Raw genomic sequence first — 24766 nt, forward strand, 5'->3', positions numbered from 1 at the left:
AGCGTATGCACATCGGTGTCGGGAGCGGGAACCCCGCGAAGCGACGAGCGGTCGAACGGACGTTGCCGGAGGCGACAGTGACGGCGGTCGGCGTCGACTCTGGCGTGAGCGAACAGCCGACGGGCCACGCGGAGACGGTTCGAGGAGCCGAGAACCGCGCCCGCAACGTGCTCGCGACCGACGAGTTCGACTACGGCGTCGGCCTCGAGGGCGGCGTCGCGACGTTCGACGGCACTGACGGGCTGTTCTTGATCATGTGGGCGGCCGTCACCGACGGCGAGACCGTCGGACGCGGCGCCGGACCGAGTCTCGAACTTCCGGCCGACGTCGCCGCCCGAGTGAGCGACGGCGCGGAGCTCGGCCCCGTCATGGACGACGTCCTCGGGACGACCGACGTCGCGAAGAAGGCGGGTGCGGCTGGCGCGCTCTCCGGTGGGCGCGTCGACCGCGCGGCGGCGCTCGGTGCGGCGCTCGCGGGCGCGTTCGGGCCGTTCGAGACAGATCTGTACGGAGCAGACGGCTGAAAGACGAAGAGCGAGGGAGAGCGACGAAGCGAGAGGAAGGAGAGACGAGGAGAGCGCGTCGACTGCGGTCAGTCCTGCGTCGGTTCGGCCGCGTCGTGGATGTCGGAAGACTCCTCGACCGCGGTCGTCAGCGAGACGTTGAGCGACGCCATCGAGACGACGCCGCCGGCGGCGGTGACGAGGTTCTTCACCGCGTGGTCGAGGAACGCCGCGCCGAGTGCGACGGGTGCGGCGATGGGCGTTAGCGCCACCACGAGCACCGTGAAGGCGGCCTCGTAGAGACCGATCCCACCCGGCGAGAGCGGGAGCACCTTCGCGAGGTTGCCGACGCTCACCGCGAAGAACGACACGGCGACGAGCGACACGAACGAGACACCGCCGGCCCCGACGTCCGTGCCGAGCGCGAGCAACACGAGCAGCGCCGTCACGACGTCGAGCACCCAGATGGCGAGACTGGAGAGGCCGACGCGGGCGAACGCCCGGCGCGTCCCAGCGGCCCGCTGGAGGTCGCCGACGAACCGCTCGATGATACTCGCGACGGAGTCGGCGTACGAGTCGGTGCTGACCCGCGCGATCGACCGACGGATGAGCTGCGAGTCCGAGCGCGCGCTGGCGACGATGGCGGCGACGGCGACGATGGCGGCGACGCCGACGCCGGCGGCGACGCCGGTCGCGACGCGGGCAGCGCCACGGTCGACCGTCCCGACCGTCCCGCTGGCGAAGATGCCTTCGACGAGGTCGGCCGTCCCGCCCGTCAGCGTGAGTCCCACGAGGACGGTCCCCGCGAGCGCAACCAGTGACAGCAGGTCGAAGACGCGCTCTGCGGCGAGCGAGGCGAATCCCGAGGGGTACGGGATGCCACGTCGTGCCTTCACGACGTACGCGCGGACGGCGTCACCTGCCCGTGCCGGGAAGACGAGGTTCCCGGTCTGGCTGATGAAGATGGCCCCGGTCAGGAACTTCGGACTGCTCGGATACCCCAGCTCAGCGAGGATGTCGCGGTAGCGAAGCCCGCGCAGCGGCCACGAGAGCAGGTAGACGAGCGCCGCACCGCCGACGAGCGTGGGGTCGGCCTCGGCCATCCGGGCGAGCACCTGCTCGAAGTCGATGTAGACGGTCATCAGGGCGAGTGCGACGAGCGTCATCAGCACGCCGACCGCCATCGACACCTTGCGGTCGATTCGGGGCTCGACCGACAGCTCCCACCAGGTCCGGAGGATCTGACTCCCCATCCCGAAGACGTCGCGGACGAGGTCGACTTTCGTGTCGCCCTTCGGCTCCCAGTCGACGGGGAACTCGGCGACGCGGAGCCCCGAACGCTGCGCCCGGACCAGCATCTCGGTGTCCCAGAACCAGTGGTTGTCTTTGACGTCGTAGCGCAGGAGGTTGAACGCCTCGCGGCTGAACGCCTTGAACCCACACTGGTGGTCACGAAGCTCCGACCGGAGGAAGAAGCGGACGAAGAGGTTGTAGAACCGACTCGGGACGCCGCGTTTCGCGGGTCGGTCGGCGACGTTCTCGCTCATCCACCGCGACCCGGTGGCGACGTCGTACTCTCCCGAGCGGACGCGTTCGACGAGCTCTTCGAGATGGCTCATGTCGGTCGCGAGGTCCGTGTCGAAGTAGACGAGCACGTCGCCGTCTGCGGCCTCGAACGCACGCTCGAGCGCACCGCCGCGCCCGAGTCGTTCGTCGCTGTGGAAGTGGCGTACCCGCGGATCCTCGGCCGCGAGTCGGTCTGCGATCTCTGGTGTCCGGTCGTCACAGCCGTCCTCGGCGACGAGAACCTCGTAGGCGCCCTCCGGGAGGAACCCCGAGAGCGTCTCGAGCGTCGTTCGGACGGTCTCCTCGATGGTCTTCTCTTCGTTGTACGCAGGAAGGACCACACTCACCTCGGGGGTGCGTGTAGAGGTGACGACAGGACTCGCCTGGCGCGAGCTACTCATTAGATACTGGTGCGATATCCGGCCGTATGAACTTTCTGACCACCTCTCCCTTCGGTGATAGATAACAGCACCCGTTCCCACGCCAACGTCTCACACAGGAACTGAGCGGGTGGGACTGTTCGGCGGGATCGGTCGAGGAGCACGTCTGTTAGGTAACTGTACCCGCTCGGCGTCTTCCAGGGAGTCACCGACGACGGATGTGGACGAAAACCGCCCGACGAGAGCGTGTTAACCGGCTGTACCAAATCCCCTATTAGGCGAACCAACTATCTGTGAGATATGAGCGCCACCGCCGCCGGCACCGACCTCACCGACAAACAACAGCGCATCCTGCAGTACCTCCGCGAGGAGGGAGAGACGAAGACCTACTTCAAGTCGCGGCTCATCGCCGACGACCTGGGTCTCACCGCCAAGGAGGTCGGGGCCAACATGCGCGCCATCCTGTCCGGTGAACACGACGTCGCCGTCGAGAAGTGGGGCTACTCCTCTGGGACGACCTGGAAGGTCAGCGTCTAGCGTCGCCAGCGACCGTCGCAGTCACCGTCATCCTCGTGGTCCGTTGCAACGACGAGAGTCGTCACTGTCGAACGGTAGCCGTCCGTTTGTCAGAGAGCGGCCGAGAACGGCCAGCACCGTTTCGACAGTGCGTGGCCAGTCGTCGAGCGTCAGGGGTCGAACCGGATGAGCGAGTCGGCTTCGGAGGCGAAGGCAGCGGCGTCCTCGTCGAAGGAGTCGGCGTAGCGCAGTAACAGAGTGATGACCGTCTCCGGCGACTCGACGGCGTAGCCGTCCTCGCGGGAGAGCAGATCGGCCGCCTCCAACTCCTTGGCGTAGTTGCTCACGGTCGCCCGAGAGACGTCGAGCGTCGCCGCGAGATCGCTGCCCGTCGCCGTCGGATTGCGCAACAGTTCGATGAGCATCCCCCGCGGCGTCCGCCGTCGGAGGTAACCGAGTGCGACCTGTTCGAACTCGGAGAAGCGACCCGCCGGGAAGAGGCGACGGTAGTCGCCGTCGCGACGCGACTCGACGACGCCGTCGGCGAGCAGGCGCTTGAGGTGGTGTTGCGTCTCGCCCGTCCCGAGTTTGAGATCGTCACGGAGTTTCGAGAAGTGTGCCCCGGGCGTCGCGCCCAGGTAGCCGACGATAGCGTCGCGGGCGTCGCTGCGGGTGTCGTCCTCGCGGTCGGACCGACTCCCCACGAAAGGCGTTGCCGCGCCGAGTGCGGCGAAGCGACGGAGCGTCGCCCGCTTCTCCTCGTCGACTCTGTCGGACATCTGTTATGTGTTACGGGGTTAGGGAAAGAAAAGGCTTCGCTTAGTCGGGCGAGCTACTTGTCGAGCTCCATCTCCTCGTCGTCGGGGCGCTGACTGTCCTTCTGCGACGCCGACGACGAATCGGTGGGGGTCTGGTCGGCGTCTGCCGCCGACTCTTCCTCGTTGGCCTCCTCGATGACCTCCTCGGCGCTCTTCATGTCGACACCTTCGCCGGCCTTGATCGCTTCGGCCTCCTGTTCGAGCTGTTGGACGTCCATCTCGGCGGCATCGTCGATCTGTCCGAGGATCTCCTCGATGTCGTCGAGCCCGATGAGTTCGCGGGTCTCCTCGTCGAAGTCCATCGAACTGAGCCCCTCTTTGTCCTGAACGTCGCTGCCGGTCAACTGCTTGCCGTAGCGACCGACCAGTGAGGTCAGCTCCTGGGGGAGGACGAACGTCGTCGACTCGCCCTGACCGATCTTCTCCAGCGTCTCCATCCCCTTGTCGATGATTGCGCGCTCGCCCATCGACTCGGCGGACTTCGCGCGGAGCACGGTCGAGATGGCGTCACCCTGCGCTTCGAGGATCTGTGACTGCTTCTCCCCCTGAGCGCGGATGATGTTCGACTGCTTCTCCCCTTCGGCCTGTTCGACGGCGCTGCGGCGTTCACCCTGCGCTTCGAGGATCATCGCACGGCGACGACGCTCGGCGGAGGTCTGCTGTTCCATCGCCTGCTGGACGTCGGCGCTCGGGTTGACCTCCCGGACCTCGACGCTCTCGACGCGGATCCCCCACTCGTCGGTGGGTTCGTCGAGTTCGCGACGGATGCGGGCGTTGATCTCCTGTCGCTTGTTGAGCGTGTCGTCGAGTTCCATGTCGCCGAGGACGGCCCGGAGCGTCGTCTGGGCGAGGTTGGAGACGGCGGTCTTGTAGTCCTCGACTTCGAGGAACGCCTTCTTCGCGTCCATCACCTTGATGTAGACGACGGCGTCGGCGGTGACCGGCGAGTTGTCTTTCGTGATCGCTTCTTGTCGAGGGACGTCCAGCGTCTGCGTCCGCATGTCGAACGGATACGTCCGAGACACGAACGGCGGGACGAAGTTGATACCGGGTTCGAGCAGTTTGCGGTACTCGCCGAAGACCGTCAGCGCACGCTTCTCGTACGCGTTGACGATCTCCACCATCGAGTAGACGACGACGATGGCGAGCAGCAAGAGGAGCAGGCCGACGAAGACGGCGGCACCACCCACGATGCTCTGGAGCAATACGGGGTCCATACCCGACGCTTCGGATGTTGGTTAAATAAGGCTTTGCCCAAAATCGGGCAACGGAACGACAGTATCGGCGTGGACGATCGATCGGAGCGGTGGTCAGGCTCGCTCGGTCTCCTCTTCGAACTCGTTCGTCTCTCGCTCCCGTCGTCGTCGTGCCTCCCGGCCCTTCCGGAGTTCGCGGTCGATCTCGTCCTCCTCGACGGAGTCGATCGCCTCGACCGTCACGACGTTACCGCCGCCGGGGTCGACGACCATCACCTCCGCCCCCTCGGGGATCTCGCCGTGGACCGACCGCGCGGCGTAGTAGGGGTTGAACCCGCCGCTGTCGAGTTTGATCTCGCCGTCCGAGGGGGTGACGCGTTGGGTGACGCGACCGGTCTTCCCCGTCAGCGACTCGGAATCGGAGGTCTGTTGCGTCCCCTTCCCGCCGTAGATGTCGAACTCGCGGTAGCCGTACAGCGCGAGGCCGCCGAACAGGAACACCATCAGTGCGAGGACGATCGGACTAGCCAGCGGGCCTAGGAGCAACCCGACTACCCCTGCTGCGAGGAGTGCGACACCGAGGACGACGAAGTGCGCCCCCGGAGCCAGCGCCTCCGCGAGCGACAGTCCGATCCCTGCGACGACCAAGAGCAGCGGCAGCACCGCTGGGTCGATGGGGTCCAACTGGAGGGCGACGAGCGGCAGTCCCGCGGCGAACCCGAGCGATCGGTCCGAGACGAGCGAGCTCACAGCGAGACGAAGATGAGGAGCGTCCCCACGACGCCGAGGAGGACGAACATCGCGTTCTCCAGTGAGGGGTCGCCGGGTTCGAGCGGTGGTAACTCCGGTTCGTCGGTCGTCTCGGCGTCCTCACCGACCTCGTCGAGGCCGAACTGCCACTCCGTGTCGTCGTCGGCCGATCGATCGTCGGACGGGGATTGCATACGTACTGCTAGGGGGCGGGGATTCAAAGGGCTACCGCCGTCCGAGACCGGTCGACGAGACGGGTCGTGACCGACAGTTCAGCGCTGCTTTTGGTGTCTGATGATGTCGCCCTCGTAGACGACACCGCGTTCGGCGTGGAGCGTGATCGTCTCGCCGTCCGGGAGCGCGTCGGGTAGCGGCGCGCCCGAGATCATCGGGATGTCGAGTTCGCGGGCGACGAGCGCCGGGTAGCCGGTCATCCCGGCACGGGCGTCGACGATCCCCGCGATCCGCTCGACGTCACCGGTGAACTCGCCCTCAAACGACGCGGGGACGACGAGTATCGCCCCGTCGGGAGCGTCGTCGAGGTCGCCGTCGCCGACCCGGAACAGCGGTCCGGCAGCGCGACCGCCGACGACTTTCCGGCCCGTCGCCACCGCCTCGGCGGCGACGTGGACTTTCAGCATGTTCGTCGTGTTCGTCCCCTCCAGTTCGGTCATCATCCCCGAGAGGACGACGACTGTGTCGCCGCTCTCGGCGACGCCGGCGTCGAGGGCGGCCGAGACCCCGTTCTCGATGATGGAGTCGACACCCTCGCTGTACTCGGCGTACTCGGCGTTGACACCCCACGAGAGCGCGAGCTGGCGACGCACGCGGTCGTTCGGCGTCGTCGCGACGACCGGGACGCCGGAGCGGAACTTCGCGGTCTTGCGGGCGGTGTAGCCGGACTCGGAGGCCGCGACGATGGCGGCGGCGTCGATGTCGCGAGCGAGATACCGAGCCGACCGTGCCAACGCCTCCGTCCGAGAGTCCTGGTCGGCCGTCGGCACGCGCTGTTCCTGACTCTCGCCATACTCCGCGCTGGACTCGATCTGTCGGACGATACGGTCCATCGTCTCGACGACGCGTACCGGGTTGTCGCCGATGGCAGTCTCGCCCGACAGCATCACCGCGTCCGTCCCGTCGAGGACGGCGTTGGCGACGTCGGAGGCTTCCGCGCGCGTCGGTCGCCGCGAGTGGACCATCGAGTCGAGCATCTCCGTCGCCGTGATGACGGGGACGCCCGCGTCGATACACTTGCGGATGATGCGCTTCTGGATCATCGGCACGTCCTCCAGCGGACACTCGACGCCGAGGTCGCCACGGGCGACCATCACACCGTACGAGGCGTCGATGATCTCGTCGAGGTTGTCGACCGCGCCGGCGCGCTCGATTTTGGCGACGATAGGGATGTCCGCGCCGAGTTCGTCGAGCGCGTCGCTGATGGCGTAGACGTCGCCCGCCGACCGAACGAAACTCGCCGCGACGAAGTCGGCGTTCTTCTCGGCAGCGACCTCCAGCTCCCGTCTGTCGCCGTCAGTGATGAGATCGATATCGAGGTCGACGCCGGGGAGGTTGACCCCCTTCCGCCCACTGAGTTCGCCGCCGGAGTCGACGTGTGCGACGACGGCGTCGCCGTCGATGTCGACGATGGTCGCCTCGATGCGGCCGTCGTCGAGCAGGACGGTGTCGCCCCGTTCGGCCGCGGTGATGGAGTACGACAGGCCGACCTCCTCGGGTGTCGCCTCCTCGCCCTCGACGAACCGGACCTCCGAGCCGGTCTCGAGGAAGATCGGTTCGTCGAGCGGTGCGGTTCGGACTTCCGGACCCTGCAGGTCGACCATCGCGGCGACCGGCTCCTCCGTGGCTTCGTCGACGGCGCGGACGCGGTCGATGACCTCCGCGCGGTGTTCGGGCGTGCCGTGGCTGGCGTTGAGCCGTGCCACCGACATCCCGGCGTCGACGAGCTCGCGGATCGTCGTCCGGTCGTCCGACGCCGGACCAAGGGTACAGACGATCTTCGCGTTTCTCATGCGCCCCGATACGGGAGTCGTGTTGAAAAACCCCGTCGATACAACTCCCATCCGAGTAACGATCTCTGTGCAGTCCTCCGGACCGTTATATAGTCCCGTTTTGGGAGAGTCGTTCGCTCGGCTGATACCTCGCCCGATCGGCAATAAGCCCTAACCAACGTCCGGGCGAACCGCCGGGATGCAATGGAGCACATCACCGACGAGCTGGTCGGCAAACACGTCGTCGACCCGAGCGGCGAGGACATCGGCAAGGTGACTGCCGTCGAGGACGAAAAGGCAGTCCTCAAGGGACAGACCGGTCTCTCCGCGACCATCGAGGCGGCGCTCACCGACGAGAACGACCGTCTCGCGCTCGACGCCGAACAGATCGAGTCGGTGTCGGACGACACGATTCGGCTGAGCGCCGACGTCTGACTCCCGGAGTGGACAGTCCCAGCGAACACTCCCAACTGACGACTATCTCACCTACATGAACCACGACGAGTTCGTCCGAACGGTGCAGGCACAGAGCGATCTCAGCGACGAAGCACGCGTCTCGGCCGCCGCCGAGTCAGTACTCGCGGTGCTGAGCGAGCGACTCAACCACGGGCAGTGCGAGGAGCTCGCGGAGGCGCTCCCGGACAATCTCGCCGACGCGGTCACGCAGGCCGACGGCGACGCCGAGGAGTTCGACGCCGACGAGTTCGTCCAGCGGGTCCGACGGCGCGAGGACGAACGAGAGGAACTCGACGGCAACGACGCCCCGACGCACATCCGGTCGGTGCTGATGAGTCTCATGGAGTCCACCGACGACCGGTGGGACGACGCGCTCGCGCAGTTGCCCGAGGACTACCGACGGCTGTACGAGGGGTGAGCACGAGAGCGAACCGCTGAGAGCAGACAGAGAGACGGAGCCGCCCCACGACCGCGGCTACGGTTACTGAACCTTCGTCCCGGGTTCGGCGTCGTCGTGGGTGGTCAGGAGGTCCGCCTGGTCGCCCGCGGCGAGCAGCATCCCGTTGGATTCGACGCCGAACAGCTCCGCCTTCTCGAGGTTGGCGACGACGACGATCCGGTCGCCGACGAGCTCCTCGAGGTCGTGGAGCTGTTTGATACCGGCGACGATCTGCCGTTCTTCGAGGCCGATGTCGACCGTGAGTTTTGCGAGTTTGTCGGCCCCCTCGATCCCCTCGGCGGCGAGAATCTCGCCGACGCGGATGTCGAGCGCCTGGAAGTCGTCGAAACTGATCCGCTCGTCCGCGAGCGGTTCGAGTTCTGTGGTCACGTCTTCCTCACTCGTCGCCGAGGAGTCGTCAGTTTCGGTTTCTTCCTCGTCTTGGTCCTCGTCTGCAGTCGCCTCGGCGACGCGCGCTTCGAGCTTCTCGTTGAGTTCCTCGACGCGCTCGTCTTCGATCTTCTCGAACAGCTCCGTCGGTTCGTCGAAGGAGGCGGCGGGTGTCTCGAGCGCGGCACCGAGTTCGGCGTCCGCGACGTCGCCCGTCTCGTTCAGCCCGTCCCAGAGCCGCTGACACTTCTCGGGGGCGATCGGTTCGAAGAGGACGGCGATGGCCTTCGCGATCTGGACGCAGTCGCGGATGACCCGCGCGGCCTCCTCTGGCTGCTCATCGGTGAGCTTCCAGGGCTCGTTGCGCTGGATGTACTCGTTGCCGAACTGCGCCAGTCGGACGGCGGAGTTGCCCGCTTCGCGGACGTTGTAGTCGTTGACGGCCTCGCCGAACTCCGACTGGGCCTGTTCGATGCGCTGGCGCACCTCGTCGGAGAGTGGGCTGTCGGGCGTCCCCTCGTAGTTCCGGTAGGCAAAGAGCAGCGACCGGTAGAGGAAGTTGCCGACGGTGCCGACGAGCTCCGAGTTGACGCGGTCGCGGAACTTCTCCCAGGAGAAGTCGACGTCCTGCTGGAAGCCGCCGTTGGTGGCGATGTAGTAGCGCAGCAGGTCGGGGTGGAACCCCTCGTCGAGATACTCGTCGGCCCAGACGGCGCGGTTCCGACTCGTCGAGAACCCCTTGCCGCCGAGCGTGACGAACCCGCTGGCCATGACGGCGCGCGGTTCGTTGTAGCCCGCGCCCTTCAGCATCGCCGGCCAGAAGACGGTGTGGTGCTGGATGATGTCGCGGCCGATGATGTGAACGATCTCACCCTCGTCCTTCCAGGGCTCTTCCCAGTCGTAGACGTCGGCGCCGACGCGCTCGGTGTACTGCTTCGTCGAGGAGACGTACTCGATGGGGGCGTCGACCCAGACGTACAGAACTAAGTCTTCGCCCTCTTCACCGGGGTAGTCGATCCCCCAGTCCATGTCGCGGGTGATACACCAGTCCTGCAATTCCCCCTCGATCCACTCCCGCGGCTGGTTCTTCGCGTTCGACGTTCCTTCGAGCCGGTCGATGAACTCCTGGAGGTACTCCTGGAACTCGGAGACGCGGAAGAACTTGTGCGTCCGCTCGCGGTACTCGGCAGGATTTCCAGTAAGCGTCGACACCGGGTCCTCGATCTCGCCGGGTTCGAGATGGCGCTGACAGCCCTCGTCACACTCGTCGCCGCGTGCGTGGGCACCGCAGTAGGGACAGGTCCCCTCGACGTAGCGGTCGGGGAGCCACTGGTCGGCCTCGGGGTCGTAGCCGACCATCACCTCGTCCTCGTAGACGTGGCCGTTCTCGGCCAGCGTGCGGACGATCTCTTGCGTTAGCTGGGTGTTGGTCTCGTCGTGGGTGTGACCGTAGTTGTCGAACTCGACGTTGAACTTCGGGAACGTCGCCTCGTACGTCTCGTGCCACTCGAGGGCGAACTCCTCGGGGGTGACGCCCTCCTTCGCGGCGTTGACCGCGACCGGGGTGCCGTGCATGTCCGAGCCGGAGACGAACGCGGTCTGTTGGCCGAGTTTGCGGAGCGACCGGGCGAACACGTCGCCGCCGACGTAGGTTCGGAGGTGGCCGACGTGGAGGTCGCCGTTGGCGTACGGCAACCCACAGGTGACCACCGCCGGGTTCTCGGTGGGGAAGTCCTCGTGACTCATCTTGGTTCTTGTATCTCGGAAACGGGCCTAAAGCCCGCTGGTTTCGGTCGGTCGGACGTCGATACGTCCCGGTCGACACCCGCGGGGTTCGCCGACCGCGGTGGCCGCGTCGCGTCACCGACCGGCCGCCGCACGAGGGGTCCACCCGTGGCTAGAAGGGTCGCATGCGCATCACCATCGTCGTCGGACGGACCGAGTTCACAGACGAGCGGAGACGTCGCCGACGGTTAACGCTCGCGGCGTGGAGACACGGTGCTCAGTTCTTCACGCTCACGCCGCCGAACGCGCAGAACCCGGTGACGACGAGGTCGATCTCGTCGTGTTCGGACTCCCGGCGCAGGCGGTCGTCTTCGGCCGCACCGAGGATCGGGATCACGTCGAGTCGGACGTTCCAGTCACGGGGGACGACGACGTCGACGCCGCCGAACAGCGAGACGACGTTCAACCGGGCGGGGGGCGCGGCTACTTCGACGTCGCGAAGGTCGAGTTCACCGCCACCGAACACGACGGTGACGGTGCCGCCGGTAAACGTCTTGGACGTCGCCCGCCGGTCGAGTCCGCCGAAGGCGGCGACGAGGTCGAGTCGGTCGTCGTCGACGGCGGCGGCCGAGGGGCGAACCCGGCCGAGCGCGATCGACAGACCGAGGAGGACCAGCAGCAGCGGCCAGAAACTCAGCGCCCGCTCGACCGTCAGCAGGTCGAGGGCGACGAGTTGCCACGCACTCGCGAGGGTGACGAGGACGAGCGGTCCGCCGACGTTCTGAAAGTCGCTACTCACGATGGCGTAGAGTCCGACCAGGACGAACAGCGACGGAACGTAGGTGAGGAGCGGTCGAGTGTCGTAGAGCCCCGTGGTGTTCGCGAGGAGGACGACGCCGACGAGAGCGACGAGGACACCGACGAGCGACTGGTTTGAGATGCGTCTGTAGGCCATGTGTGAGGAGACGCGTGCCGAGGAGATAACTCGGGTCCGTGACTCCCAATCGGTGAGAATCCGGTTGTCAGAACACCGAGAGCACGGCCTCCGCGCCCGCCAGCCAGAGCACGAGGCGACCGGCGCTGCCGACAAACGTCGCCAGCGCGAACTTCACGTAGTCCTCTTCGAGGACGGAGAACGCGTAGATGGAGATGGTGTCGGGGAATCCCGGAACGCAGAGCGCGAGCGCGAGGCCCGCGTACCCCCATTTCTGGGCGATCTTCACCGTCTGCCGTTCTGACCACTCGACGATGTCGAACCGCGAGCGGCGGAGGAACCCGATGATGCGACCGGACTCCTTCGCCTCCTGTCCGATGTGGAAGGCGAAGACGCTGCCGGCGGCCTTGCCGAAGGCGCTGACGAAGATAATGAGCGTCGTCGTCGCCGCGCCGCTGAGTCCGAGGTTCAGGGGCGCGGCGAGGACGACCTCGCTCACGCCGGGGAGCGCGAAGGCGATGAGAAACGAGTAGATCCAGATGATGACGAGTCCGCCCCACCCCGTCGCCCGCTCGACGAGATGTTCGAGCCACGCGAAGTCGACGCCGCCGACGGCGGCGAAGTCGAGGAGGGACAGACCGAGAGACACGTTGGACACTCGCCGGTACGTGGACGTAAGTGTTGAGGTTTCCGAGCAATCGAGAGCTGTCGGACGAGCGTCAGGACGGGCTGCGTCAGGCCAGCGCGTCGACGTCGGCGACGAACGCGCGGAGCGTCTCGCGAGTCACGTGCGGCATACACACCACGCGGAGTTCGCCCGACGCGGTCCGCGAGATGCGCCAGTCCGCCGCCCGCAGTTCCGCAAACAGGTCGTCCGATAGTCGGGCGGCGACGAGCGGGAGCTCCGGGTCGACGACGTCGAACCCGCGCTCCGCGAGCGCCGCGGCCAGCCACTCGGCGTCCGCCATCGAGGTCTCGAACTGCTCGCGGTAGCCGCCGGGCCACAGTTCCTCGAGGACGGCCGCCGCACCCGCCACGCCCGCACCGCTCCGCGTTCCCGTCAGCGTCGCCTGCGACGTCGACTCGAGGTAGGGGGTGTCGACGGCCAGCGCGTCGAGCGTCGCGGCGTCGCGGGCGAGCAGTCCACCGGCGGGGACGACCGCCCGGCCCATCTTGTGGGGGTCGATAGTCATCGTATCGACGTCGGCGTGGGCGAAGCTCCAGTCGTGGTCGGTGAACGGGAGACAGAACCCGCCCCACGCGGCGTCGACGTGGAGGAGCGCACCGTTGTCGTGGGCGACGTCGGCGAGGGCGGGGATGGGGTCGACCCGACCGTACTCGGTCGTACCGGCGACGCCGACGACGAGCACCGTGTCGTCGTCGACGGCGGCCTCGACGGCCTCGACGTCCGCTCGGAACTCGTCATCGAGGGGGACCGTCCGCAGCTCGACCCCGAGGACGTCGGCGGCCTTCTGGAAGCTGAAGTGGACGCTCTCGGGGGCGACCACCGCTGGGGAGTCGGTCTTCCCGGGGCGACCATCCGCGTCGCGGGCGAGGTTGCGTGCGGCCCGGACCGCCTGGACGTTTGCTTCGGTACCACCGCTGGCGACGTAGCCGTGAGGGTCGGCCAACCCGGCGACCTCGCCGAGCGCGTCGACGGCCCGCCCTTCGAGAGTCGCTACCTCCTGATACGTCGCCGGGTCGCCGGGGTTCGTCGCGAGAAATCGCATGGCGGCCTCCCGGGCGGCAGGGTGTGGCTCCGTACACATCGACGAGAGGACGCGGTCGAACTGCTGCGGTTCCCGGGCGAGACGCTGCATGTCGGCCACGTTACCTCTGGCCGGGTTTATCCGTTCCGCTCTGGTCCGGACTGTCACGGGGGGCAGACCGTCCGTGGCGTCGTCGATGGGTTCAGACACCGGCGAGCGAGAGGTAGGTGAGCACGAACAGCGTCGTGTTGTAGACCCCGTGGACGAGCACCGGGACGAGGAGGTTGTCGGTGCGCTCGTAGGCGACGCCCAGCACTGCACCGACGACGAAGATGACGGCGACCATCACGACCGCGCCGACGCCGACCGTCACGAGGTTCAACAGGTGGATCGAGGCGAAGAGGAGACTCGCGACGCCGACGGCGACGGGTGCGCCGAACGTCCGGCGGAGTCGCCCCTGGACGACGCCGCGGAACAGCAACTCCTCGACGGGTGCGACGAGGACGAGAGAGAGTCCGGCGAGCGCCAAGAGGAGCGTGGGGTCCGCGAGGACGGGCGCTTCGACGACACTCTCGACCGGTTCGACGCCGAGCCGTTCCGAGAGGGCGAGCAGTCCCAGCGCCGCGGTAACGGTGACGACGACGCCTCCGGCGACCCACAGGAGGTCGCGACCGGTCGGAACGCTCCACGCGACGCTCCACTCGCGCCGCCACAGATAGAGAGCGGCGACGACGGCGAACGAGAGCTGCGTGGCCAGAAGCGAGGCGACGAGGACGACGCCGGAGGTGGGGTCGAACCCACCGAGGAGCAAGGGGAGCGCGACGGCGACGCCGACGACCAGACTCAGGAGGACGGCGGCGGCGACGAGACCGGTGGCGACGAGCACCGCCCGGACGCGAGACGGAAGTCGGCCGGACTGGTCGGTCGGTGAAGTGGAGACTGTCTGCGACATGGTGTGTTCTCACAGACAGGTACGCGCCGAAAGCGTATCAATTCGGGGCTGAGATGGTGACCCAGGCGAAAAAGGCGCGGCTGGTCGACTACCGGACGGAGTCGAGGACGAGTTTCTGCTCGACGCGTTTGACCTCGTGTTGGACGTCGCGGACGGCGTCGATGTTCGCCGAGATGGACGTTACACCTTCGTTGACGAGGAACTGCACCATCTTCGGCTTCGAGCCGGCCTGTCCGCAGATGCTCGTCTTCACGCCGAGTTCGCGGCAGGTCTCGATCGTCGAGCCGATGAGCTCCAGGACAGCAGGATGGAGTTCGTCGAAGCGGTCGGCGACGTTCTCGTTGTTGCGGTCCACGGCCAGGGTGTACTGGGTGAGGTCGTTCGTCCCGAAGGAGGCGAAGTCGATGCCCGCCTCGGCGAGTTCGCGGATACCGAGTGCGCTCGCGGGCGTCTCGATCATCACGCCCCAATCCTGTTTGTCGGGGTCGATCCCCGCCTCTCGCATCAGTTTCTTCACCCGGTAGACGTCCTCGGCGTCGTTGACGAGCGGGAACATGATCTCGACGTTGTCGTACCCCATGTCGAACAGGCGGCGGAACGCCTCCAGCTCGTGGGCGAACACGTCGGGTTTGTCGAGGCTCCGACGGATGCCGCGGTAGCCGAGCATTGGGTTGTGCTCTTTGGGTTCGTCGTCGCCGCCGGGCAGTTGGCGGAACTCGTCGGTCGGTGCGTCGAGCGTGCGGACGCGGACCGGCCGCGGGTAGAACTCCTCGGCGACCGTGCGGACGCCCTCGACGATCTCGTCGATGTAGGCGCGCTCGCCGTTCTCGCGGATGTACCGCTCGGGGGTCATCCCCAGGGAGAGCACCATGTGTTCGATTCGGAGCAGGCCGACGCCGTCGGCACCGGTCGCGGCGGCGCGCTCGGCGGCCTCGGGGATGGAGACGTTCACCTTGACCTCCGTGGCGGTCATCGGTTTGACTGGCGTCTTCGGTCGTACCTCCTCGACCGGTTCGCGCTCCTCGACGTCTTTCGACTCGCGACCCTCGCGGATAGTCCCCTTGTCGCCGTCGATAGTGACGATCTGGTCGTCTTCGAGTTCCCGGGTGGCACTGCTACAGCCGACGACGGCCGGCACGCCGAGTTCGCGGGAGACGATGGCGGCGTGGGAGGTCATCCCGCCCTCGTCGGTGACGATACCCGCCGCGCGCTTCATCGCGGGCACCATGTCCGGCATCGTCATCTCGGTGACGATGATGTCTCCGTCCGACACCTTGTCGAGTTGGTCGAGCTTCGTGACGATGCGCACGCTCCCGGAGACGACCCCGGGGCTGGCACCCAGTCCACGGAGAAGGACGTCGCCGCTGCCTGCCTCTTCGAGGGACTGGCCGCCGTTGGCGACGGCTTCGCCTGCGGCCTCCTCGATGCCACTGTCGTCGTCGCTGATCGTCGTGATCGGTCGCGACTGGAGCATGTAGATCTCCCCGTCGACGATAGCCCACTCGACGTCCTGCGGCGTCTCGTAGTGCTCTTCGACCTGCTCGCCGACCTCGATGAGCGCGGCGATCTCCTCGTCGGAGAGCACGCGCTCCTCGCGTCGCTCGTCGGGGACGTCGACCTCGACGGTCTCGCCCGTCTCTTCGTCCTTGACGTGCATTACCTTCTTGTCGGCGACGGTGACGTCGACGACCTCGCCCGTCTTGCGGTCGACGACGTAGTTGTCCGGCGAGACCGACCCGGAGACGACCGCCTCGCCGAGTCCCCACGCCGACTCGATGATGGCGCGGGGTTCGCCCGTCGAGGGGTGGGAGGTGAACATCACGCCGGACTTCTCGGCGTCGACCATCTGCTGGACGACGACGGCGATGTCGACCTCGTGGTGCGGGAACCCCTTCTGGTTGCGGTAGTAGATGGCGCGCTGGGAGAACAGCGACGCCCAACACTCCTTGACGCGTTCGAGGAGGTCCTTCTCGGTGACGTTGAGGAACGTCTCCTGTTGCCCCGCGAAGGAGGCGTCGGGGAGGTCCTCGGCGGTCGCCGACGAGCGGACGGCGACGAACGCCTCCTCGTCGCCGCCGACGGAGCGGTACGCCTCGAGGATCTCCTCGCGCACCTCCTCGGGCATGGGGGTCCCCATGATGAGTTCGTGCGCGCGTTCCTGCGCTCCGGCGAGCGCCTTGGAGTCCTCGGAGTCGATCTCCATCGCGGCGAACAGGTCCTCGTCGATACCGGACTCCTCGATGAACTCGCGGTACGTACCCGCCGTCACGACGAATCCCGGTGGGACGGGAAGCCCCGCGGAGGTGAGTTCCCCCAGCGAGGCGCCTTTACCACCGACTGTCTCGAGGTCCGCAGCCCTCACGTCGTCCAGCCAAAGTAGAGCCATTTCGCATTCGAAACGACACCACTCGCGCTAAAGAAGTTTCCGACCCGCGCAACGACGTAAATTACTGACTCGGAGCCGAGTTAGCCTTTTCGTGAACAGTTCGGAGCGACGAAATCAGGCCTCGACGATGTCGTCGTCCTCCTGTTCGGGGACGCGGAGCGTCCCGTCGAACGACGCCGTCGCGCGTCCGCCGACCTGCACCGTGTCACCGACGCACACGCGGACGAGACCCGGTCGGTCGACGAAGTGACCCTGTTCGAAGCGCATCTCCTCGGGCATAGCTCGCGAGTCGCTGTGCTCCTCGCTCTCTCCTTCCGAGACGCTTCGCGTCTCGCCGCCTTCGAAAGCCTCCACCGCACGCAGGTACGCCCCGCACGCCCCGCTCGCGGTGCCAGTCACGGGGTCCTCGGGGACGCCCGCGCCGGGGGCGAACATCCGTGCGTGGAGCGTCGAGTCGGCGTCCAGTGCGTCGAACGTGAACGCGTAGACGCCTGTGGCGTCGTAGTCGGCCGCGAGCGACGCGATCGCGTCCATGTCGGGGTCGGCGTTGCCGAGATGTTCGAGGAAGTTGATCGGGACGACGAGAAACGGGAGGCCCGTCGAGGCGACGGCCGTCGGCAGGTCCGCGCCGACGTCACGTAAGGTGGCGACGTCGACGCCGAGGGCGTCGGCGACGCGCTCGTCGTCCAGGTCGACCTCTCGAACCGTCGGGTCGGCCTGCGTCATCCACACGGTGCCGTCCTCGGCGACGTCGACGGCGAGCGTCCCGACGTTCGTCTCCATCGCGTGCGTGCCGGCGTCGAGCGCCCCGTCGTCGTGGAGATGCGCGTGGAGCGCGACGGTGGCGTGTCCACAGAGGTCGACCTCCTGCGTCGGCGTGAAGTAGCGGACGCGGTAGTCGCCGTCGTCGTCGGGCGCGCGGACGAACACCGTCTCGCTCACCGAGAGTTCGCGGGCGATAGCCTGCATCTGCGTCTCCGAGAGGCCGTCGGCGTCCGGGACGACGCCGGCGGCGTTTCCTGCCAACGGGTCGGTCGTGAAGGCGTCGACGAGCAGTGCGCGTCGGGAGTCCATGGCGGCGTCGTCGGCACGTGGCCTGATAAAGCCGGGAGAAACTCACCAAAACGACTCGTGGATCTCACGCCCTTCGCCTTCCAGCACCGGACCGACGACCGCCACGGACTCCGCGCCGCGGGCGAACACCTCGCTGGAGGGCATCACCAGCTCCGCGCCGGCGACCTCGCCGACCGTCTCTGCGGGCGTGCTGAACACGACGCGCCGGAGGCCGGCGTGGTACATCGCGCCCGCACACATCGGACACGGTTCGGTGCTCGTGTACATCGTCGTCTCGGCGACTTCTGTCTCGTCGAGTTCGCGGGCGGCCCACCGGGCGAGTTTCAACTCCGGGTGGGCGGTGACGTCGTCGTCGGTGACGACCGTGTTGCGCGACTCGGCGATCACCTCGCCGTCGGAGACGAGGACGGACCCGAACGGTTCGTCGCCCGCGTCTGCGGCCTCGCGGGCGAGATCGAAGGCGCGCCGGAGGTGGTCGTGGTCGACGTCGTCCGAGACGGTGGTGTCGGTCATGGGTGGTATGTTCGGGAGCGACGGTGCAGAGCCTTCGGGTCGCGGCGAGCGACGAGACGCCGACGACCGGACTCGAGAGGACGGCGGCCCACGCCGACGTGTCACACTGCCGCCAGAAATATATCCCAGGTCCTCGACAGTTGGGGTGAAGCGTCCTATGACTCGCCGGTTCGCGTGTCGTCCGGTGTTCGATCCGCTCGCGCCCCCCGCCGCGCGACGGGCCCGATAGCCGCAGCACTCGGGTTCGTCTCGCTACGTTCCGTAGCCGCAGCGTCTCCACCGAACACACACGCATATGCCGATCTCCACCGAGTCGCCGGCGCAGAGCCGGGACTCGTCTGCCCACGAACCGCCGCTCGAACGACAGTCGTATCGCCCGCCATCGTCCCGACCGTTCGGTCCGCAGCCACACCGACTGCCCGGACGACCGACGACCGCCGGAGGTGGTCGCCGATGACCGTGGCCGACACAGCGAGGGCGGAGCCGTCGCTGTGGCGGAACCGCGACTTCCAGCGGTTCTTCGCCGGGCAGTTCGTGACGAACGCCGGCGACAGCCTCTACACCGTCGCCGTCCTGTGGCTCGTCTTCGAACTCAGCGGTTCGACCGTCCTCACGGGGGTCGCGAACGCGCTGTTGTTGCTGCCGTGGCTCCTGCAGATACTCGCCGGCCCGGTCGTGGACCGCCTCCCGCTCAGGCCCGTCCTCGTCGGGTCGCAACTCCTGCAGGGCGTCGTCGTCCTCGTGCTGCCGCTCGCCGCGGCGACGGGACGGCTGAGCGTCGTCGTCCTGCTCGCGGTCGTCCCGGTGCTGACGCTCGCGACGTTGCTGATGTCGCCGATGCAGGCGACGCTCGTCCCCCGAATCGTCCCCGACGCGCGGCTGTCGCGGGCCAACTCCGCGCTCGCGACCGTCACGCTCGGACTGGACATGGTGTTCGACGCGCTCGGCGGCGCGTTCATCGCCGCCTTCGGCGCGACGACGCTGTTCCTGTTCGACTCGGTCACCTTCGCCGTCGCGGGGCTGTTGTTCGCCGGCATCGCCGTCCCGTCGTCCAGCGCCGTCGACGGGGAGGACGGTGGCGACGAGAGCGAGGAGAAGCCGGAGGGCGGCGATGAGTCGGTGCTCGGGTCGTACCTCGCTGACCTACGGGACGGGGTCGACGTACTCCGCGGGACCGTCTTCGTCGAACTGGTACTCACGACGGCGGTGGCCAACTTCGCGACCGGCGTGACGCTCGCGATCCTCCCGGCGTTCGGCGACGGCGTCGGCGGCCCCGCCGTCTACGGGCTGTTGCTCGGTGCGCTCGGCGTCGGCCGACTCGTCGGCTCGCTCGTCGCGCCGTATCTCGAAGACGTCGCGTACGGGCGAGTACTGCTCGTCGGCAACTCGGTGGCCGCGTGTTGTTGGGTCGCCGCGGTGTACGCGCCGTCGGCGACGCTCACCGTCGTCCTGTTCGGACTCGCGTGGGTACCGGCGGGCGCCAGCGGGGTGCTCACGTCGACGCTGAACCAGACCGTGTTCCCCGCCGACCTCCTCGGTCGCGTGTCGTCGATCAAGGGAACCGCTTCGGGCGCCACGCTGCCCGTGGGCTCGCTGGTCGGCGGCGTCGTCGCCGAACTGGTCGGACCGACGACGATGGGGCTGGCCGCGTTCGGCTTCGGGTTCACGGGGCTGTACGTCCTCGTCCGTCCGCGACTCCGTCGCCTCCCGGCTGTCGGGGACGCCGACCCGGCGGCGTTCGACGTGACGCCGTCGGCGAGTCGCGACGAGTGACCACCGGGCTCTCGACCGACGGGTTCTCCCTCCGCGGCGAACCATCCTCGGCGAAACAGCCTGTAAACCCTTATGTGTCGAGCCACTCCACTCACAGGACGGCATGAGTGACCTCCCGGACGAGTTCAAATGCACTATCACTAACTGGGACTACATCTACGATCTCTGTCGGGGTGTCAGCAACCAGGTCAAACGCGACGACTTCGAACCAGACGTCGTCGTCGCGTTGGCCCGCGGCGGCTGGTTCGCCGGTCGCTGTATCTGTGACTTCCTCGGGATGGACGACCTGACGAGCCTGAAGATGGAACACTACGTCGGGACGGCCCAGAAGTCGAACGAGCCCGAAGTTCGCTACCCGATGCCGGAGGGGAGCGTCAAGGGCAAAGACGTCCTCATCATCGACGACATCGCCGACACCGGTGGCTCCATCAAGCGCGCCGACGAGTACGTCCGAGAGCGTGACGCGGGCGAGGTTCGCACCGCGACGCTCCAACTGCTCCAGACGAGCGAGTTCGAGCCCGACTACATCGGCGAGCGTCTCGAGGAGTGGGCGTGGGTCGTCTACCCGTGGAACTTCATCGAGGACATGATCGACCTCATCACGGGCGTGATGAAGAAGGCCGACGAGGAGACGTTCGAGCGCGACGACGTCCGGCACTACCTCAGCGAGTTCCACGACGTCGACCGCATCGAGATGGAGATCGCCCAGCCCGGCCGACTGATGGAGGTCATGACCGAGATGGAGCGACGCGGCTACGTGGAGTCGACCGGCGACGGCGCGTGGCGACTCCTCGAGAACGACGGGGTCGGTGCCTGAACGAACAGTGTTCGACGCTGTCGCGGCCGTGACACTCAACGAGCGGTGACTCCGTGAGTCTGCTCTCTATCTTCGCGACGGCCATCCTCCCGATCGTCGCACTCGCGGGTATCGGCTTCCTGCTCGGCCGAGTGAAGACGGTCGACCCCGGCCCGCTGAACACAATCGTCGTCTACGTGCTCGCACCGGCGCTCGTCTTCCACAGCCTCGCGACCACGACGCTCGGCGGCGGGACGCTCGTCCGCGTCGTCGGCGGCGTCGCCGTCTACACGATCGCGATGGTCCTCGTCGCGGAGACCGTCGGCCGACTGTTCGGTACCGACGACCCGCTGCTCTCGGCGCTCGTCCTCGTGAGTGCGTTCCCCAACACGGGCAACTACGGCCTGCCCGTCTCGGAGTTCGCGTTCGGCGAGACGGGGCGGAGTACGGCCGTCCTCTTTCTCACGGCTCAGAGTGTACTCATCTACACCGTCGGCGTCTACATCGCCTCGCGGAGCGGCGGCTCCGGCGGGCTCGCTGGGCTCAAGCGCGCCGTGAAGATCCCACTCGTGTACGCCGTCCTCGCGGCACTCGCGGTTCGGTATCTCGGAGTCGTCCCCCCGGAGGGGTCGGCCGCGCTGTCGACGCTGAAACTCGTCGGCGACTCCTCGATCCCGGTGATGCTTCTCATCCTCGGACTCCAACTCTCCCAGACCGACTACGGGGCGGCGCTCCGACGAGCCGGGACGGCGAACGTGCTGAAGATGGTCGTCGCCCCCGTCGTCGGCATCGGCGTCGCGCTGGCGATGGGGTTCGAAAATCCGACCGTCGCGAAGACGTTCGCGCTGGAGTCGGCGATGCCCGCGGCCGTCACGCCGCTCATCCTGGTCGCCGAGTTCGCCGGCGGCGAGCGGGTCGGCGGCGTCGAAGTCGCCGAGTACGTCAGCACCGTCGTCCTGACGACGACGCTCGTGAGCGTGCCGCTCTTGACGGTGTTCATCGCACTCCTCGACGCCGGGATGATATTCTAGGCAGAGGCGTCGTCCTCGAACCCACTGTCGAACCGGTCGCCACGCCGGTCCCACCCCTCGACGCCGGCACAGTCGTGTCGCTCCGGCAGCCGGTGGTCGGCACAGAACTGCGCCCCACAGTAGGAACAGGGACGCGCGTCGAGGAGTGTCTCTCCACACCGGTTACACGATACCATGACCTAGTGTCGAGGCGCATCCCACATAATTGTTCATTACAAATAGAGTCTGATTGACAGGAGAGAGGGCGACGGTGGCGTCGAAGACGGCCCTCGACGTTTCACAGTCTCAGTCGTCGGCCGGCGGATGGGCGCAGCCGCCGTCGTCGGCCTCGCGGTCGGCGGCGGTGTCGTCGTCGACGATGGACTCCTTCCACGTCCCCCGCGAGAGCCACGCGACGGCGGCGAGACAGCCGACGACGTCGCCGACCGCGACGGCGACCCAGACACCCGTCGGCCCCCACCCCTCGACGAAGACGAGGTAGTACGTCGCCGGGAGTCGGCCCACCCAGAGCGTGACGAGCGAGAACGCCAGCGCCGTCCGGGTGTTGCCGGCCCCACGGAACGTCCCCAGTGCGACCTGCAGCACGCCCATGAAGGCGAACATCACGGCGACGGTTCGGAGGTAGTCGCTGGCGTGGGCGATGGTCGCCGCGGCCTGCGCCGTGTCCGTGCTGATGAACACGCCGACGATCGGTTCGGGGAAGAGCCACGCGACGACGGCGACGCCCACCATCACGCCTGCGACGAGCTTCATCGCCAGATACGACGCCCGCTGTGCGCGGTCCGGTCGCCCGGCACCGAGATTCTGGCCGACGACCGTGTCGATCGCTTGGCTCATGCCCATCGCCGGCAGGAACGCCAGCGAGATGAGGCGGTTGCCGAGGCCGTACGCCGCGACGACGGCGGGCGGGAACGTCGCCACCATCCCCGTCAGCAGGATCATCGCCATCGAGCTGGTCGACTGCTCCAGCGCGCTCGGGACGCCCAGTCGGACGATGTCGCGGACGTCGTCGAGTCGCGGGACGAGGTCCGCCGCGGCGATGGTCGGTCCCGCGTCCGTCCCGAACAGGACGTAGACGCCGATGAGCGTCGCGACGACTCGCGAGAACACCGTCGCGACGGCCGCACCCTCGATCGCCATCGCCGGGAACGGCCCCCAGCCGAAGATGAGAAACGGGTCGAGGACGACGTTGACGACGACGCTAACGAGCATGACGACGAGCGGCGTCCGCGTGTTGCCGTAACCGCGCATGAGCGACGTGAAGATGAAGAAGCCGAACAGCGCGGGCATCCCGAGGAAGAACAGCCGCATGTAGTCGGCCGCCAGCGGGACGATCTGTCTCGCCGTCGCCGCGTCGGCGGGAAGCAGACCGAGCATCGAGTCCGTCAGCAGGAAGCCGGCGACGGCGATGCCGACGGCGACGACGGTGACGAACGAGAGCGTCTGCCCGGCGATGTGGCCCGCCGCCCGCTCGCTGTCCGCACCCATATGCTGTGCGACGAGGATCGTCCCCGCCGTCGTGAACCCGCCGCCGACCGAGATAAGGAGGAAGATGAGCGGGAACGCGAGACTCAGCGCGCCCACCGCGTCCGCCGAGAGCGCACCCAGCCAAAAGGTGTCGGCGAGGTTGTAGGCGACCTGCAGCAGTTGGATGGCGACCATCGGCCACGCGAGGTTCAACATCGGGCGAACGAGGTCGCCCTCCGTGAGAGTCGAAGTGGAGGACGAGGAGGTCACTACAGACGGGACACGCTGGGGGTACTTCAACGCTCCCGACGTGTGGTATCAGCTGACACAAACGCGGAGAGGCGTGGAGTGTCGCCGAGGACGCGCCGCGAGCGTCTCCAGAAGCGGACGATTTAGGTGGCTGCTGGCCGCATCTGCTCGCATGACGATCGGTTTCATCGGCGGCAGCGGCATCTACGAGGCGCTCCCGCTGGAGAACACTCGCGAGGAAGAGATAGACACCCCGTACGGCGACCCGAGTGCGCCGGTCACGATCGGCGAGTTCGGCGACACCGGCCGCGAGGTGGCGTTCCTCCCCCGCCACGGGTCGGAACACGGCCGTTCGCCGACGAACCTCCCGTACCGCGCGAACATCTACGCGTTCAAGAAGCTCGGCGTCACTCACATCCTCGCCAGCAACGCCGTCGGCAGCCTCAAAGAGGAGCTACCGCCGGGAACGCTCGTCGTCCCGGACCAGATCTTCGACCGGACCAAACACCGGACGTCGACGTTCTTCGGCGACGGCATCGTCGTCCACCAACCGATCACGGAACCGTACGCGCCCGAACTCGTCGACCACCTCACCGAGGCGGCCGGGGAGGCGACCGACGCGGACGTCCAGCGGGGCGGCACCTACGTCTGCATCGAGGGGCCGCAGTACTCCACGCGCGCCGAGAGCGAGTTCTACCGCGAGCAGGGGTGGGACGTCGTCGGCATGACCGCCGTCCCCGAGGCGAAACTCGCCCGCGAGGCCGAGATCGCCTACGCGACCGTGGCGGGCGTCACCGACTACGACGTCTGGAAACAGGACCACGAGGTGACGCTCGAGGAGGTGCTGGAGAACGCCGAGAGGAACCAGGAGGCGATCAAACGGACCGTCGAGGAGGCGATCCGGACGCTCCCCGAGGACCACGAGTGCGCCGCACACTCATCGCTCGAAGGCACCATCAACACTCCCGCCGACGCCATCCCCGAGGCGACCCGCGAACGTGTCGACCTGCTGGTGGGCGACTACCTCGACGACTGAGTGGTTCCGGTCGCCCCCGTTCGGCCGCGTCGACGGGTCTCGGAGGCGACGACGCCCGACACGACATTATTTCGGACGCTCCGAAGTTCTATATAGTCGGC

The 24766-nt window shown here is 67.3% G+C and carries 24 protein-coding genes; 8 read left to right on the forward strand and 16 right to left on the reverse strand.

Annotation, left to right across the window (positions count from 1 at the left end; all coding sequences use genetic code 11):
- Positions 1 to 5: 5 nt before the first annotated feature.
- Entirely contained in the window at positions 6 to 524 is a 519-nt protein-coding gene (gene yjjX, locus BSG17_RS05040; protein WP_089821650.1) for an inosine/xanthosine triphosphatase, read from the forward strand.
- Positions 525 to 592: 68 nt separating this feature from the next.
- On the opposite strand, the gene BSG17_RS05045 is transcribed toward yjjX, so the two are convergent.
- The gene (locus BSG17_RS05045; RefSeq protein WP_089821652.1) at positions 593 to 2470 is read right to left on the reverse strand and encodes a flippase-like domain-containing protein; all 1878 of its coding nucleotides are present in this window, start codon (positions 2468 to 2470) and stop codon (positions 593 to 595) included.
- Positions 2471 to 2749: 279 nt separating this feature from the next.
- Here BSG17_RS05045 and BSG17_RS05050 point away from each other — a divergent pair, with 279 nt between their 5' ends.
- Positions 2750 to 2986 (forward strand): DUF7123 family protein, encoded by a 237-nt coding sequence (locus BSG17_RS05050; RefSeq protein ID WP_089821654.1) that lies wholly within the window; start codon positions 2750 to 2752, stop codon positions 2984 to 2986.
- A gap of 149 nt (positions 2987 to 3135) precedes the next feature.
- Here the strand turns inward: BSG17_RS05050 and BSG17_RS05055 are convergent, their stop codons facing one another.
- The 5 genes from BSG17_RS05055 to pyk form a co-directional block, all read right to left on the reverse strand.
- On the reverse strand, positions 3136 to 3744 hold the full coding sequence (locus BSG17_RS05055; RefSeq protein WP_089821656.1) for a winged helix-turn-helix transcriptional regulator: 609 nt from the start codon (positions 3742 to 3744) through the stop codon (positions 3136 to 3138).
- Positions 3745 to 3797: 53 nt separating this feature from the next.
- Positions 3798 to 5000 carry an SPFH domain-containing protein gene (locus BSG17_RS05060; protein ID WP_089821658.1) on the reverse strand — a complete coding sequence of 401 codons (1203 nt, stop codon included), beginning with the start codon at positions 4998 to 5000 and terminating at the stop codon, positions 3798 to 3800.
- 93 nt (positions 5001 to 5093) lie between these two features.
- The gene (locus BSG17_RS05065) at positions 5094 to 5729 is read right to left on the reverse strand and encodes an NfeD family protein (RefSeq protein WP_394327951.1); all 636 of its coding nucleotides are present in this window, start codon (positions 5727 to 5729) and stop codon (positions 5094 to 5096) included.
- Entirely contained in the window at positions 5726 to 5923 is a 198-nt protein-coding gene (locus BSG17_RS05070; protein ID WP_089821660.1) for a DUF7312 domain-containing protein, read from the reverse strand. The genes BSG17_RS05065 and BSG17_RS05070 overlap by 4 nt, the downstream gene beginning before the upstream one ends.
- Positions 5924 to 6001: 78 nt before the next feature.
- Positions 6002 to 7756, reverse strand: a complete 1755-nt coding sequence (gene pyk, locus BSG17_RS05075) for a pyruvate kinase (RefSeq protein ID WP_089821662.1) — start codon at positions 7754 to 7756, stop codon at positions 6002 to 6004.
- A gap of 183 nt (positions 7757 to 7939) precedes the next feature.
- Here pyk and BSG17_RS05080 point away from each other — a divergent pair, with 183 nt between their 5' ends.
- On the forward strand, positions 7940 to 8170 hold the full coding sequence (locus tag BSG17_RS05080; protein WP_089821664.1) for a hypothetical protein: 231 nt from the start codon (positions 7940 to 7942) through the stop codon (positions 8168 to 8170).
- 55 nt (positions 8171 to 8225) lie between these two features.
- The gene (locus BSG17_RS05085; protein ID WP_089821666.1) at positions 8226 to 8609 is read left to right on the forward strand and encodes a DUF2267 domain-containing protein; all 384 of its coding nucleotides are present in this window, start codon (positions 8226 to 8228) and stop codon (positions 8607 to 8609) included.
- A gap of 63 nt (positions 8610 to 8672) precedes the next feature.
- On the opposite strand, the gene metG is transcribed toward BSG17_RS05085, so the two are convergent.
- From metG to BSG17_RS05125, 8 genes are all read right to left on the reverse strand, one after another.
- On the reverse strand, positions 8673 to 10766 hold the full coding sequence (gene metG, locus BSG17_RS05090; RefSeq protein ID WP_089821668.1) for a methionine--tRNA ligase: 2094 nt from the start codon (positions 10764 to 10766) through the stop codon (positions 8673 to 8675).
- A 256-nt stretch (positions 10767 to 11022) separates the two neighbouring features.
- Positions 11023 to 11700, reverse strand: a complete 678-nt coding sequence (locus BSG17_RS05095) for a LiaF transmembrane domain-containing protein (RefSeq protein ID WP_089821671.1) — start codon at positions 11698 to 11700, stop codon at positions 11023 to 11025.
- Between the two features lie 67 nt (positions 11701 to 11767).
- On the reverse strand, positions 11768 to 12316 hold the full coding sequence (locus tag BSG17_RS05100; protein WP_394327955.1) for a YqaA family protein: 549 nt from the start codon (positions 12314 to 12316) through the stop codon (positions 11768 to 11770).
- A 97-nt stretch (positions 12317 to 12413) separates the two neighbouring features.
- On the reverse strand, positions 12414 to 13499 hold the full coding sequence (gene mfnA / locus BSG17_RS05105) for a tyrosine decarboxylase MfnA (protein ID WP_089822012.1): 1086 nt from the start codon (positions 13497 to 13499) through the stop codon (positions 12414 to 12416).
- A 91-nt stretch (positions 13500 to 13590) separates the two neighbouring features.
- The gene (locus BSG17_RS05110; protein WP_089821672.1) at positions 13591 to 14340 is read right to left on the reverse strand and encodes a CPBP family intramembrane glutamic endopeptidase; all 750 of its coding nucleotides are present in this window, start codon (positions 14338 to 14340) and stop codon (positions 13591 to 13593) included.
- An 88-nt stretch (positions 14341 to 14428) separates the two neighbouring features.
- Complete coding sequence (gene ppsA, locus BSG17_RS05115; RefSeq protein ID WP_089821673.1) at positions 14429 to 16726, reverse strand: phosphoenolpyruvate synthase; 2298 nt, start codon at positions 16724 to 16726, stop codon at positions 14429 to 14431.
- Between the two features lie 114 nt (positions 16727 to 16840).
- Complete coding sequence (locus BSG17_RS05120) at positions 16841 to 17800, reverse strand: PhzF family phenazine biosynthesis protein (protein WP_089821675.1); 960 nt, start codon at positions 17798 to 17800, stop codon at positions 16841 to 16843.
- A 42-nt stretch (positions 17801 to 17842) separates the two neighbouring features.
- The gene (locus BSG17_RS05125; protein ID WP_089821677.1) at positions 17843 to 18313 is read right to left on the reverse strand and encodes a nucleoside deaminase; all 471 of its coding nucleotides are present in this window, start codon (positions 18311 to 18313) and stop codon (positions 17843 to 17845) included.
- Between the two features lie 453 nt (positions 18314 to 18766).
- Between BSG17_RS05125 and BSG17_RS05135 the strand changes: the two genes are divergently transcribed.
- The 3 genes from BSG17_RS05135 to BSG17_RS05145 all read left to right on the forward strand — a co-directional run bounded on the left by BSG17_RS05135 (position 18767) and on the right by BSG17_RS05145 (position 21913).
- Positions 18767 to 20086, forward strand: a complete 1320-nt coding sequence (locus tag BSG17_RS05135; RefSeq protein ID WP_089821683.1) for an MFS transporter — start codon at positions 18767 to 18769, stop codon at positions 20084 to 20086.
- A 103-nt stretch (positions 20087 to 20189) separates the two neighbouring features.
- Positions 20190 to 20903: a phosphoribosyltransferase gene (locus BSG17_RS05140; protein WP_089821685.1), complete on the forward strand. Its 714-nt coding sequence runs from the start codon at positions 20190 to 20192 to the stop codon at positions 20901 to 20903.
- Between the two features lie 53 nt (positions 20904 to 20956).
- The gene (locus BSG17_RS05145; protein ID WP_089821687.1) at positions 20957 to 21913 is read left to right on the forward strand and encodes an AEC family transporter; all 957 of its coding nucleotides are present in this window, start codon (positions 20957 to 20959) and stop codon (positions 21911 to 21913) included.
- On the opposite strand, the gene BSG17_RS05150 is transcribed toward BSG17_RS05145, so the two are convergent.
- Together BSG17_RS05150 and BSG17_RS05155 are read right to left on the reverse strand one after the other, a co-directional pair.
- A complete protein-coding gene (locus tag BSG17_RS05150) occupies positions 21910 to 22089 on the reverse strand; it encodes an AN1-type zinc finger domain-containing protein (protein WP_089821689.1) in 180 nt (59 codons plus the stop codon). The genes BSG17_RS05145 and BSG17_RS05150 overlap by 4 nt on opposite strands.
- A 109-nt stretch (positions 22090 to 22198) precedes the next feature.
- Entirely contained in the window at positions 22199 to 23596 is a 1398-nt protein-coding gene (locus BSG17_RS05155; protein WP_089822013.1) for an MATE family efflux transporter, read from the reverse strand.
- 205 nt (positions 23597 to 23801) lie between these two features.
- Here BSG17_RS05155 and mtnP point away from each other — a divergent pair, with 205 nt between their 5' ends.
- Positions 23802 to 24665 carry an S-methyl-5'-thioadenosine phosphorylase gene (gene mtnP / locus BSG17_RS05160; RefSeq protein ID WP_089821690.1) on the forward strand — a complete coding sequence of 288 codons (864 nt, stop codon included), beginning with the start codon at positions 23802 to 23804 and terminating at the stop codon, positions 24663 to 24665.
- Positions 24666 to 24766: the final 101 nt, after the last annotated feature.

Origin of the sequence: Halogranum amylolyticum (assembly GCF_900110465.1) — an archaeon.
Taxonomy (GTDB): Archaea; Halobacteriota; Halobacteria; order Halobacteriales; family Haloferacaceae; genus Halogranum; species Halogranum amylolyticum.